General features: G+C 66.7%; 10 protein-coding genes and 1 tRNA gene. 9 read left to right on the forward strand and 2 right to left on the reverse strand.

Annotation, left to right across the window (positions count from 1 at the left end):
- The first annotated feature begins 1 nt into the window (after position 1).
- The 9 genes from ACX12L_RS01500 (at position 2) to ACX12L_RS01540 (ending at position 9964) form a co-directional block, all read left to right on the forward strand.
- Positions 2-955 (forward strand): branched-chain amino acid ABC transporter permease, encoded by a 954-nt coding sequence (locus tag ACX12L_RS01500; protein WP_459260974.1) that lies wholly within the window; start codon positions 2-4, stop codon positions 953-955.
- A gap of 3 nt (positions 956-958) precedes the next feature.
- Positions 959-2254 (forward strand): branched-chain amino acid ABC transporter permease, encoded by a 1296-nt coding sequence (locus ACX12L_RS01505; RefSeq protein WP_459260975.1) that lies wholly within the window; start codon positions 959-961, stop codon positions 2252-2254.
- A complete protein-coding gene (locus tag ACX12L_RS01510; RefSeq protein ID WP_459260976.1) occupies positions 2254-3039 on the forward strand; it encodes an ABC transporter ATP-binding protein in 786 nt (261 codons plus the stop codon). Before ACX12L_RS01505 ends, ACX12L_RS01510 begins: the two co-directional genes overlap by 1 nt.
- A complete protein-coding gene (locus ACX12L_RS01515) occupies positions 3039-3734 on the forward strand; it encodes an ABC transporter ATP-binding protein (RefSeq protein ID WP_459260977.1) in 696 nt (231 codons plus the stop codon). The genes ACX12L_RS01510 and ACX12L_RS01515 overlap by 1 nt, the downstream gene beginning before the upstream one ends.
- Positions 3735-3924: 190 nt before the next feature.
- Positions 3925-6021: a 3-hydroxyacyl-CoA dehydrogenase NAD-binding domain-containing protein gene (locus tag ACX12L_RS01520; protein ID WP_459260978.1), complete on the forward strand. Its 2097-nt coding sequence runs from the start codon at positions 3925-3927 to the stop codon at positions 6019-6021.
- 29 nt (positions 6022-6050) lie between these two features.
- On the forward strand, positions 6051-7220 hold the full coding sequence (locus ACX12L_RS01525; RefSeq protein ID WP_459260979.1) for an acetyl-CoA C-acyltransferase: 1170 nt from the start codon (positions 6051-6053) through the stop codon (positions 7218-7220).
- A 208-nt stretch (positions 7221-7428) separates the two neighbouring features.
- The gene (locus tag ACX12L_RS01530; protein WP_459260980.1) at positions 7429-9267 is read left to right on the forward strand and encodes an acyl-CoA dehydrogenase; all 1839 of its coding nucleotides are present in this window, start codon (positions 7429-7431) and stop codon (positions 9265-9267) included.
- Positions 9268-9299: 32 nt separating this feature from the next.
- Positions 9300-9803, forward strand: coding sequence for a flavodoxin family protein (locus tag ACX12L_RS01535; RefSeq protein ID WP_459260981.1), 504 nt, complete (start codon positions 9300-9302; stop codon positions 9801-9803).
- An 85-nt stretch (positions 9804-9888) separates the two neighbouring features.
- Positions 9889-9964: transfer RNA gene (locus ACX12L_RS01540), tRNA-His, on the forward strand.
- Positions 9965-10482: 518 nt separating this feature from the next.
- On the opposite strand, the gene istB is transcribed toward ACX12L_RS01540, so the two are convergent.
- Together istB and ACX12L_RS01550 are read right to left on the reverse strand one after the other, a co-directional pair.
- Positions 10483-11298 (reverse strand): IS21-like element helper ATPase IstB, encoded by an 816-nt coding sequence (istB, locus tag ACX12L_RS01545; RefSeq protein WP_013721199.1) that lies wholly within the window; start codon positions 11296-11298, stop codon positions 10483-10485.
- Positions 11291-12252 (reverse strand): Mu transposase domain-containing protein (locus ACX12L_RS01550; protein WP_459260982.1); only part of this gene is annotated, 962 nt, incomplete at its 5' end. The genes istB and ACX12L_RS01550, both read right to left, overlap by 8 nt.

Below are 12252 nucleotides of genomic sequence, written 5' to 3' on the forward strand. Positions count from 1 at the left end.
CATGAGTCTTGAATTTTTCGTGATTTCCCTGCTCAACGGCGTCAGCTACGGGCTGCTGCTGTTCATGCTGAGCTCGGGCCTCACGCTGATCTTCAGCATGATGGGCGTGCTGAACTTTGCGCACACCAGCTTCTACATGCTGGGCGCCTACTTCGCCTACACGCTGTCGGGCATCGTCGGCTTCTGGCCCGCGCTCATCGTGGCGCCCGTGGCCGTGGGGGTGCTGGGCGCCGCGTTCGAGCGCTATTGCCTGCGCCGCGTGCACCAGTTCGGCCATGTGCCCGAGCTGCTGGTGACCTTCGGCCTGTCGTACCTGGTGCTGGAGCTGGTGCAGCTGGTGTGGGGCCGCTCCACCGTGCCCTATGGGCTGCCCGCGCAGCTGCAGGGGCCGCTGTTCACGCTGTACGGCACGCAGTTCCCCAAGTCGCGCTCCTTCATCATGCTGGTGGCGGTGCTGATGCTGCTGGCCGTGTGGCTGCTGCTCACGCGCACGCGCATAGGGCTGGTGATACAGGCGGCGCTCAAGCACCCGCAGATGGTGCAGGCCCTGGGCCACAACGTGCCGCGCGTGTTCATGCTGGTGTTCGGCGGCGGCTGCGCGCTGGCGGGGCTGGCCGGGGTGATCGGCGGCAACACCTATGTGACCGAGCCGGCCATGGCCGCGTCCGTGGGCTCGATCATCTTCGTGGTGGTGGTGGTGGGCGGCATGGGGTCGCTGGCCGGGGCGTTCCTGGCGTCGCTGCTCATCGGCATCGTGCAGACCTTTGCCGTGGCGCTGGACTACTCGCTGGCCGGGGCGCTGGCGCACCTGGGCGTCACCGTGGGCGAGGGCACCACGGGCTGGCCGGTCCTGAAGCTCACCATCTCCCAGGTGGCGCCCATACTGCCTTACCTGCTGCTGGTCCTGATACTCATCTTCCGCCCCAAAGGGCTTTTGGGCACGCGCGAGGATTGATCCATGGCCGCCACGCATTACCGCTTCAAGCCCTGGAACGTGGGGCGCTTCATCGTCTGGACGCTGTTCGCGCTGCTGCTCGTCGCCGCGCCCCATGTGTTCAGCAGCAGCCTGGCGCTGACCATGCTCTCGCAGATGGGCTACCTCGTCATCATCTGCCTGTCCTACAACATGCTGTTGGGCCAGGGCGGCATGCTCAGCTTCGGCCATGCGGTGTATACGGGGCTGGGCTCGTTCCTCGCCATCCATGCCATCAACATGGCCGGGCGCGGCGAGCTGCCGATCCCGCTGGTCTTCATGCCTGTGGTGGGCGGGCTGGCGGGCCTGTTCTTTGCCGTGCTGCTGGGCTACGTGACGACGAAAAAGTCCGGCACCACCTTCGCCATGATCACGCTGGGCATAGGCGAGCTGATCGCCGCCATGGCGCTGATGTTCCCCGAGTTCTTCGGCGGCGAGGGCGGCGTGACCACCGACCGCGTCTACGGCCAGGGGCTGTGGGGCATTACCTTCGGCCCGGCCATCGAGGTGTACTACCTGATCGCGGTGTACTGCTTCGCCTGCACCGCGGCCATGTTCGCCTTCACCGGCACGCCCCTGGGCCGCATCCTGAACGCCGTGCGCGACAACCCCGAGCGCGTGGAGTTCATCGGCTACGACACGCAGCGCGTGCGCTACCTGGCCTTTTGCATCGCGGGCTTCTTCGCCGGCGTGGGCGGGGCGCTGGCCGCCATCAATTTCGAGATCGTCACGGGGGCCGACAGCGTCAGCATGGTGCGCTCGGGCGGCTACCTGCTGTTCACCTTCCTGGGCGGGGCGACGTTCTTCTTCGGCCCCATCATCGGCGCGGTGCTGCTGGTGTTCGCATCGGTGCTGCTGTCCGAGCTGTCCAAGGCCTGGCTGCTGTACCTGGGCCTGGTGTTCCTGTTCATGGTCATGTACGCGCCTGGCGGCGTGGCCAGCCTGATCATGATGAACCTGCGCCTGGCCAAGTACGGCAAGCTGGGCCGGCTGTGGGTGTCGTACCTGGCGCTGGCGGGCACGGGCCTCACCGCCGTGCTGGGCGCGGCCTGCATGGTGGAGATGACCTACCACCTGCAGCTGAACGCGGCGCTCGGGCCCGAGCTGCACTTTTTGGGCGTCACCCTGGACGCCAGGGGGCTGGCCAGCTGGTTTGGCGCGGGCCTCGTGCTGCTGACCGGCGCGGGCCTGTTCGAGCTGTGCCGGCGCCAGTTCGTGCGGCAGTGGGGCGAGATCCAGGAAGAGATAGAGCGCGAGATCAAGCGCGGGGAGGCGCTGTGATGGTGCAGCAGCAGGCAGGGCATGCGCTGGAGCTGCGCGACCTGCGCAAGAGCTTCGGCAAGACCGAGATCATCCGCGGCGCCAACCTGGCCGTGCGCTGCGGCGAGCGCGTGGCCATCATCGGCCCCAACGGCGCGGGCAAGAGCACGCTGTTCAACCTGATCAGCGGGCGCTTTGCGCCCACCAGCGGCCAGGTGCTGCTGCACGGCGCGCGCATCGACGGCAAGAAGCCGTTCCAGATCAACCGCATGGGGCTCTCGCGCAGCTTCCAGATCACCAACATCTTCCCCAAGCTCAGCGTGTTCGAGAACCTGCGCTGCGGCGTGCTGTGGAGCCTGGGCTACCGCTACGCGTTCTGGCGCTTCCTGTCGAAGCTGCAGGACGCCAACGAGCGCGCCGAGCAGCTCATGGAGATGATCGGCCTGCACAGGAAGCGCGACACCCTGGCCATCAACCTGACCTATGCCGAGCAGCGGGCGCTGGAGATCGGCATCACCATCGCCGGCGGCGCCAGCGTGATCCTGCTGGACGAACCCACGGCCGGCATGAGCAGGAGCGAGACCGCGCGCTTCATCCACCTCATCCGGCAGGTGACGCAGGGGCGCACCCTGCTCACCGTGGAGCACGACATGGGCGTGGTGTTCGGCCTGGCCGACAGGATCGCCGTGGTGGTCTACGGCGAGGTGATCGCCTTCGACACGCCGGAAAACGTGCGCGCCAACCCGCGCGTGCAAGAGGCCTACCTGGGCTCGGTGATTGCGGCGCAGCAGGCGCAGGGGCATTGATGCTGACCATAGACAACCTCCATGCCTACTACGGCAAGAGCCATGTGCTGCATGGCGTGAGCCTCGACGTGCGGCCCGGCGAGATCGTGGCGCTGCTGGGGCGCAACGGCTCGGGCCGCTCCACCACCGCCAAGGCCATCATGGGGCTGGTGGACTGGCAGGGCCGCATCGAGTGGAAGGGCGCCAGCCTGGACGGCAGGAAGGCCTACGAGATCGCGCACCTGGGGATAGGCTACGTGCCCGAAAGCCGCGACGTGTTTCCCAATCTCACCGTGCACCAGAACCTGCTGCTGGGGCAAAAGGGCACGGGCAAGGGCAGCCGCTGGGGCTTCGACGACATGTATGCCATGTTTCCGCGCCTGAAGGAGCGCAGCAACGTCGAGGCTGGTGTCATGTCCGGCGGCGAGCAGCAGATGCTGACCCTGTGCCGCACGCTGATGGGCGACCCCGACCTCATCATCATCGACGAGCCCACCGAGGGCCTGGCACCCAAGATCGTCGAGCTGGTGGGCCAGTACCTGCAGAAGATCAAGGAGCGCGGCGTATCGGTGCTGCTCATCGAGCAAAAGCTCACCATCGCCATGACGATCTCCGACCGCACCCTGGTCATGGGCCATGGCAGCATCGTGTTCTCCGGCACGCCCGACGAACTGCGCGCCAACAGCTATGTGCGCAAGGAATGGCTGGAGGTCTGAGATTTTGGAATGAATCGGCCTGCAGCCCTTGCCTGACAAGCGCAGGCAGCTATTGATCAAGTAGCTTTCCAGGCGGGCCGCGCGCGCCGCTTGTCTCAGTCGAGACAAAAAAAACGGGCAAGCGCCCGTAGACTCGCGAAAAATCGCACGAGCGTACTTTTTTCCATCCGAACCAAGCAGGAGCAACAGCATGACGGCGCACTACCAGGCCCACGGCGACGTGGCGGTGATCACACTCGACAACCCGCCCGTGAACGGGCTGGGGCTGGCCACGCGCCAGGCCCTGGTGGCGGGCCTGCAGCAGGCCCAGCAGGACGCGGCCATCAAGGCCATCGTCGTCACCGGCGCCGGCGCGGCGTTCTCGGGCGGCGCGGACATCAAGGAATTCGGCACCGACAAGTCGCTGCAGGAGCCCAACCTGCACTCGGTCATCGGCGCCCTGGAAAACAGCAGCAAGCCCGTGGTGGCCGCCATCCACAGCGTGTGCATGGGCGGCGGGCTGGAACTGGCGCTGGGCTGCCATTACCGCATTGCCGCGCCCGGCTGCAGCGTGGCGCTGCCCGAGGTCAAGCTGGGCCTGCTGCCCGGCGCGGGCGGCACGCAGCGCCTGCCGCGCGTGCTGGGCGTGGAGGCGGCGCTGAACATGATCGTCAGCGGCGAGCCGGTGAAGAGCGAGTTCATCGCCGCCGTGCCCGGCCAGAAGCTGTTCGACAGGATGGCCGCGTCCGCCGACTCCCTGGCGGCGGACGCCCTGGCCTTTGCGCGCGGCATTGCCGATGCGCGCCCGCTGCCCCTGGTGCGCAACCTGCCGTGCAAGCACCCGCAGGGCGAGGCCTACTTCCAGTTCGCGCGCAACATGGTCAAGGGCATGGCGAAGAACTTTCCCGCTCCGCTCAAGTGCGTGGATGCCGTGGAGGCCGCCACCAAGGGCCGGTTTGCCGACGGCCTGGCCACCGAGCGCGAGCTGTTCCTGAGCCTGATGTGGACGCCCGAGTCGCGCGCGCTGCGCCACCTGTTCTTTGCCGAGCGCGCCGCGAGCAAGATCCCCGACGTGCCCGCCGACACTCCCAGGCGCGACATCAAGAGCGTGGCCGTGATCGGCGCCGGCACCATGGGCGGCGGCATCGCCATGAACTTCCTGAACGCCGGCATCCCGGTGAAGATCCTGGAGATGAAGCAGGAGGCGCTGGACCGCGGCATCGCCACCATCCGCAAGAACTACGAGGCCCAGGTCAAGAAGGGCAAGCTGAAGGCCGACAAGTACGAGCAGCGCATGGCCCTGCTGGGCACCACGCTCGACTACGCCGACCTGAAAGATGCCGACCTCGTGATCGAGGCCGTGTTCGAGGAGCTGGGCGTGAAGGAGGCCGTGTTCAAGCAGCTCGACCAGGTTGCGAAACCCGGCGCCATCCTCGCCAGCAACACCTCCACGCTGGACGTGAACAAGATCGCCCACTTCACCAAGCGCCCGCAGGACGTGGTGGGCCTGCACTTCTTCAGCCCCGCCAACGTGATGAAGCTGCTCGAAGTGGTGCGCGGCGACGCCACCGCCAAGGACGTGCTCGCCACCGTGATGGCGATGGCCAAGAAGATCCGGAAGACCGCCGTGGTCTCGGGCGTGTGCGACGGCTTCATCGGCAACCGCATGATCGAGCAGTACGGCCGCCAGGGCGGCTTTCTGCTCGACGAAGGCTGCACGCCGCAGCAGGTGGACAAGGCCATCGAGAAGTTCGGCTTCGCCATGGGCCCGTTCCGCATGGGCGACCTGGCGGGCAACGACATCGGCTGGGCCATCCGCAAGCGCCGCTACGTGGAGCAGCCCGACATGAAGTACAGCAAGACCGCCGACCTGCTGTGCGAGAAGGGCCGCTTCGGCCAGAAGACCGGCGCCGGCTGGTACGACTACCTGCCCGGCAAGCGCGACGCCATCCCCAACGCCGAGGTGGTCGCGATGATCGAGGCGCACCGCAAGGCGCTGGGCATCACGCCGCGCAAGATCAGCGACGAGGAAATCGTGCAGCGCCTGGTGTTCAGCCTGGTCAACGAGGCCGCGCACATCCTGGAGGAGGGCATTGCCAACAAGGCCAGCGACATCGACGTGGTCTACATCTTCGGCTACGGCTTCCCGGTGCACCGTGGCGGCCCGCTGAACTACGCGAACGAGGTCGGCCTGTTCAACGTGGCGGCCGCCATGCAGCGCTTTGCGCAAAACCCGCTCGACGATGGCAAGTTCTGGCAACCCGCGCCGCTGCTGCAGCGCCTGGTGGCCGAGGGCAAGCAGTTCTGATTTGGTACCGGATTCAAGGGAATAAGCACATGACCTCCGCAGTGATCGTTTCCACCGCCCGCACGCCGCTCGCCAAGAGCTGGAAGGGCTCCTTCAACATGACCCACGGCGCCACCCTGGGCGGCCATGCCGTGCAGCACGCCGTGCAGCGCGCCGGCGTGGACCCGGCCGACATCGAAGACGTGCTCATGGGCTGCGCCAACCCTGAAGGAGCGACCGGCATGAACATCGCGCGCCAGATCGCGCTGCAGGCCGGCCTGCCCGTCAGCGTCTCGGGCGTGACCATCAACCGCTTCTGCTCCTCGGGCCTGCAGACCATCGCCATGGCCAGCCAGCGCATCATCGCCGGCGAAGGTGAGGTGTTCGTGGCCGGCGGCGTGGAAAGCATCTCCTGCGTGCAGCAGGAGATGAACCAGCACATGCTCATGGATCACTCGATCACCAAGCCCGAGCTGTACTGGTCCATGCTGCAGACCGCCGAGCAGGTGGCCAAGCGCTACGGCATCGGCCGCGACGCCATGGACGAATACGGCGCCGCCAGCCAGCAAAAGGCCTGCGCCGCCCAGGCCGCCGGCCTGTTCGACGCCGAGATCGCCCCCATCACCGTCACCGCCGGCATCGTCGACAAGCAGCTCGGCCTGATCACCAGGCAGGTCACCGTCAGCAAGGACGAGGGCACGCGCGAGGGCACCACCAAGGAAGGCATCGGCGCAATCCGCCCAGCGCTGCCCGGTGGCGTGGTGGCGGCGGGCAACGCCAGCCAGTTCAGCGATGGCGCGGGCGCCTGCGTGGTGGTGAGCGAGGAATACGCCGGCCGCAAGGGCCTGAAACCCCTGGGCCGCTTCCTCGGCTTCGCCGTCGCGGGCTGCGAGCCCGACGAAATGGGCATCGGCCCCGTGTTCGCCGTGCCCAAGGTGCTCAAGAAACTGGGCCTGAAGGTAGAGGACATCGACCTGTGGGAGCTCAACGAAGCCTTCGCCGTGCAGGTGCTCTACTGCCGCGACAAGCTCGGCATCCCCGCCGACCGCCTGAACGTGAACGGCGGCGCCATCGCCCTGGGCCACCCCTACGGCGTGAGCGGCCAGCGCCTCACGGGCCATGCGCTCATCGAAGGCAAGCGCCGTGGTGCCAAGCGCGTGTGCGTGACCATGTGCATCGGCGGCGGCATGGGGGCGGCCGGCATTTTTGAAGTGCTGTAAGCGCTGACCACGGGTTGAAACAGAGCGCCCCGCGCAGGCCGGAAGGCTTGCGCGGGGCGTTTGCTTTTGTTTTGTGCAGGCGATTTCCAGGCGGTCGCTGGAGGCCAAAGAACTGCGAATCCATGCAGCGGCAGCAGGCGGCACAACTCGCTTGCCGCGTCGCGCAGCGGACATGCCATTGCGGGGGCGGGCTTCCATAATTTCCCGCATGACCACCCCCCTGCGCTCCACCCTCGACTTCCTGCTCCACGACTGGCTCCGCACCGAGTCGCTCACCGCCCGGCCGCGCTTTGCCGACCACTCGCGCGAGACCTTCGATGCCGTGCTCGACACCTGCGAGCGCATCGCGCGCGAGAAGTACGCGCCGTTCAACCGTACCGTCGATACGCAGGAGCCCCGGTTCGACGGCGAGAAGGTCATCCTGCCGAGTTGCACCCACGACGCGCGCCAAGCCTATGCCGACAGCGGCATGCTCGGCGCCGCGCAGGACTACGAACTGGGCGGCATGCAGCTGCCCTACGTGGTGGAGTCGGCGGCCAACAGTTTCTTTGCCTGCGCGTCGATCAGCATCGGCTCCAACCTGCTGACCACAGGCAACGCCAACGCCATCCTCGTGCACGGCACGCCGCTGCAGCAGCAGGTGTTCGCCGCCAACGAGTTCAACGGCCGCTGGGCGGGCACCATGTGCCTGTCGGAGCCGCAGGCGGGCTCGTCCCTGAGCGACATCGCCACGCGCGCCGAGCCGGACGGCGCGGGCTTCGAGGCCGATCCGCTCGGCCCGCGCTACCGCCTGCGCGGCAACAAGATGTGGATCAGCGCGGGCGACCACGAGCTGACCGAGAACATCGTGCACCTCGTGCTCGCCAAGATCCCGGGGCCGGATGGCAGGCTGGTGCCGGGCGTGAAGGGCATCTCGCTGTTCATCGTGCCCAAGAAGCTCGTGGACACCGAAGGCCAGCTCACCGGCGAGCGCAACGACGTGGCCCTGGCCGGGCTGAACCACAAGCTGGGCTGGCGCGGCACGACCAACACGCTGCTCAACTTCGGCGAGGGCAAATACCCCGTGCGGGGCGGGGCGGGGGCCATCGGCTACCTGGTCGGCACGCCGGGCGAGGGCCTGAAGTGCATGTTCCACATGATGAACGAGGCGCGCATCTCCATCGGCATGGCCGCCACCATGCTGGGCCTGGCAGGCTACTACGCGAGCCTGGACTACGCCAGGACGCGCCTGCAGGGCCGCCCCATCGGCAGCGGCGGCAAGGACGCCAGCAGCCCCCAGGTGCGCCTGATCGAGCACGCTGACGTCAAGCGCATGCTGCTGGCGCAAAAGAGCTACAGCGAGGGCGCGCTGGCGCTCAACCTGTACTGCGCGCGGCTGGTCGACGAGGGCCGCACGGGCGACGCCGGGGCCGCCGCCGATGCCAGGCTGCTGCTGGAGGTGCTCACGCCCATCGCCAAGAGCTGGCCCAGCGAGTTCTGCCTGGAGGCCAATTCGCTGGCCATCCAGATCCACGGTGGCTACGGCTACACGCGCGACTTCCCCGTGGAACAGTACTGGCGCGACAACCGCCTGAACATGATCCACGAGGGCACGCACGGCATCCAGGCCACCGACCTGCTGGGCCGCAAGGTGGTCATGCAGGGCGGGGCGGGGCTGCAGCTGCTCGCGCGCACCGTCGCCGCCACCATCGCCAAGGCGCGCCAGCGGCCCGCGCTGGCTGCCTGGGCCGGCCAGCTCGAACAGGCCCTGCAGGACGTGATCGACGCCACCCGGGCCGCCTGGGCCACGGGCGACGCGGGCGAGGCCCTGGCCAACGCCGTGCCTTACATGCAGGCCTTCGGCCACGTGGTGCTGGCCTGGATGTGGCTGGACGTGGCGGACAGCGTGCTCGCCGAGGATGCTTCGCTTTCCATAGCTGCCAGCGCAGGGCGGATGGGCGCTGCGCGCTATTTCTTTCATTACGAGCTGCCGAAGACCAGCGCCTGGCTGGCCGTGGTGCGCACGCGCGACGCCACCTGCGCGGACATGGCCGAAGACGCTTTCTGACCGTTTCGCCCGGGCAGCGGGACAATGCAGGCATGTCCACCGCGCCCAAGACCCTGCTGATCGTCTACCACTCGCTGACCGGCGGCACGCGCCAGATGGCCGAGGCCGCGCAGGCCGGCGCCGCCGCCGAGCCCGCCGTGGTGGTGCGCCTGTTGCACGCGGGGCAGGCCGGCCCCGACGACGTGCTGGCCGCGCAGGGCTACCTGTTCGCCACGCCCGAGAACCTGGCGGCCATGAGCGGGCAGCTCAAGGACTTCTTCGACCGCTGCTACTACCCGGTGCTCGACCGCATCAACGGCCGGCCCTACGCCAGCCTGATCTGCGCCGGCAGCGACGGCCAGAACGCCGCGCGGCAGATCGCGCGCATCGCCACGGGCTGGCGCCTCAAGGAGGTGGCCGAGCCGCTGATCGTCTGCACCCACGCGCAGACGCCCGAGGCCATCCTGGCGCCCAAGCAGATCGGCGCCGACGAGCTCGAACGCTGCCGCGCGCTGGGCGAGGCGCTGGCCGCGGGGCTGGCGCTGGGCGTCTTCTGACTGCTGGTGCGCTGGGCCGGCCGTTAAAACAACTCCATCAGACGGGGCGAGGCCAAGAATTCTCAGGCTATAATGCAGAGCTACGGTGGCTGTAGCTCAGTTGGTAGAGTCCAGGATTGTGATTCCTGTCGTCGTGGGTTCGAGTCCCATCAGCCACCCCAAAATTTGCTAGTAAAAACAAGGACCTTCGGGTCCTTGTTTCGTTTCAGGGGCACGCCAGGGGCGAAGAAAAGGCACTGCCTGCCTCTTCTGTGCGTGACTGCAGACTGATCAGGCACGCAGCGGTTGGCGAATCTTGGTGACCGCGTTCAATGGGCTTGTCCAGCCAAACGCGGCTACCTAAGCCCTACCTTCACACAGCACACTGACCACGCCCTTCGCTAGCAGGATGACTGGCGTCGACAATTGCTTCGTCGGCGGCCGGGACCCCCCGTGCTTTGTTCGTCCGAGCGGCTGTCGCTGTGGTACGAACGTACTTTCTTGGCTGACCGCAGTTGTTCAAGCTGGGCCGCCAACTGTTGGTGACCCCGAGACAGCTAGCTAGCTGTCAAGAATTCACAACCGATTTTTCCGTGGTTTGAACTTGACCGGCAGTTGGTAACAAGCGTGTTGATTCATCAGCACAACTGAGCCAGTGATCACGTCGAATACTGAGCCACTGGGTTGATGGATGTTCTGGCTACTCGGTTGTGGATAAGTCTATCGGGTCTGCTGCTTTTCGATCTCCTTTCTGAGCTTTGTTGCGTTGCTTTGGCGGTGCCGCACCAGCGGCACTGGAATGCTTGAATCGCCAGCTCTCATTGCCTGTCTCCACGATGTGGCAGTGGTGCGTGAGTCGGTCGAGCAAGGCGGTGGTCATTTTGGCGTCGCCAAAGACGCTGCTCCATTCTGAGAAGGTGAGGTTGGTGGTGATCACCACGCTCGTTCGCTCGTACAGCTTGGAGAGCAGGTGGAACAGCATGGCGCCGCCCGACTGCGTGAACGGCAGATAGCCCAGTTCATCCAGGATCACCAGATCGACGTACATCAGCCGGTGTGCCAACTGCCCGGCCTTGCTCTGCGCCTTCTCCAGCTCCAGGGCGTTGACCAGTTCCACCGTGGAGAAGAAGCGCACCCGCTTGCCATGCATGCGGATCGCCTCGATCCCCAGGCTGGTGGCCAGGTGGGTCTTGCCTGTGCCGGGGCCACCAACCAGCACCACGTTGTGCGCCGACTCCACGAAGCGAAGGGTGTGCAATTGGCGCACCAGCGCCTCATCGAGCTGCGCGTGGGCGAAGTCAAAGCCGGCGAGATCGCGGTGCGATGGGAAGCGCGCCACGCGCATCTGGTAAGCCATGGAGCGCACCTCGCGCTGCGCGGTCTCTGCCTTGATGAGCTGGTGCAGCACGGCCTCGTGATCCAGCGACTTCATGCGTGCAGTGCCCAGCACCTCCGGCCAGGCACTGGCCATGCCGTGCAAGCCCAGAGCCTTGAAGGCATCCATGAGGTCATGCATGCTCGGACTCCGGTGAGGCCTCTTGAGGCTGGGCGTTGCGCAGCGCGTCGTAGCGCTGCAGGTTGGCCAGTGGCGGCGTGTTGAGCGTGAGCATGGTGGCCACCGGTGGCTCAGGCATGCGCTGCTCCTGCAAGCGCGAGAGCACGTTGAGCACGTGCTCGGCACTCACCCGCCCCGACTGCAGTGCCAGCTCCACCGCCACAAGCACGGCTTCGAGCCCATGCAGGCTCACGCCCATGAGCACCTGCGCCATCACCCTGTCGCCACCGCTGTGGCGCAGCAACTGGCGCTGCAACTCCTGCAGGGGTTCGGGCATGGTCTTGAAGGGCGCGCCGTTGCGCAGCGCGCCGGGCTTGCGCTCGATCAGCGCGATGTAGTGCATCCAGTCGTAGAGCGTCTGGTCCCGCTCGAAGCTGCGCTGCAGGCGCACCTGTCGCCCATCGGGACCGACCACCAGCAGGCCATCTGCGTAGGCCCGCAGACTGACCACCGCGTGGATCCACTCGCATGGCACGCTGTAGCGGTTGCGCTGGAAGTGGATCAACGAAGTGGCAGAGACCCGCACCGGCTGCTCCACATAGCCATCAAACGCCCGGGGGTTGGGCATGAGGCGTGCACGTTCGTCCTGCCAGACGTCGGCCACCGTGAGGTGCCCCCACTCTGGGTGACTCATCTCGCCCCAGGCCTTCACACAGGCTTGCTCCAGCCAGTCGTTGATCTCGTCAAGCGATCCCCAGCGCCGCTCACTGGCCTCACGCCAGATGTCCTTGCGCCGGTCCTGGACGTTCTTCTCGACGACGCCCTTCTCCCAGCCGGCGGCCCGGTTACAGAACTCCGGCTCGAACAGGTAGTGCCCGGTCATGGCCTCGAAACGCGCATTGACGCTGCGCTGCTTGCCCTGGCCGACCTTGTCGACCGCGGTCTTCATGTTGTCGTAGATGCCCCGGCGGGGCA

The sequence above is a fragment of the Alicycliphilus sp. T452 genome (assembly GCF_054512775.1).

What these genes read in the sequence shown, in the direction of transcription:
- ACX12L_RS01500 (WP_459260974.1), top strand. Translation starts at nt 2, where the DNA reads ATGAGTCTTGAATTTTTCGTGATTTCCCTGCTCAACGGCGTCAGCTAC.
- ACX12L_RS01505 (WP_459260975.1), top strand. Translation starts at nt 959, where the DNA reads ATGGCCGCCACGCATTACCGCTTCAAGCCCTGGAACGTGGGGCGCTTC.
- ACX12L_RS01510 (WP_459260976.1), top strand. Translation starts at nt 2,254, where the DNA reads ATGGTGCAGCAGCAGGCAGGGCATGCGCTGGAGCTGCGCGACCTGCGC.
- ACX12L_RS01515 (WP_459260977.1), top strand. Translation starts at nt 3,039, where the DNA reads ATGCTGACCATAGACAACCTCCATGCCTACTACGGCAAGAGCCATGTG.
- ACX12L_RS01520 (WP_459260978.1), top strand. Translation starts at nt 3,925, where the DNA reads ATGACGGCGCACTACCAGGCCCACGGCGACGTGGCGGTGATCACACTC.
- ACX12L_RS01525 (WP_459260979.1), top strand. Translation starts at nt 6,051, where the DNA reads ATGACCTCCGCAGTGATCGTTTCCACCGCCCGCACGCCGCTCGCCAAG.
- ACX12L_RS01530 (WP_459260980.1), top strand. Translation starts at nt 7,429, where the DNA reads ATGACCACCCCCCTGCGCTCCACCCTCGACTTCCTGCTCCACGACTGG.
- ACX12L_RS01535 (WP_459260981.1), top strand. Translation starts at nt 9,300, where the DNA reads ATGTCCACCGCGCCCAAGACCCTGCTGATCGTCTACCACTCGCTGACC.
- istB (WP_013721199.1), bottom strand. Translation starts at nt 11,298, where the DNA reads ATGCATGACCTCATGGATGCCTTCAAGGCTCTGGGCTTGCACGGCATG.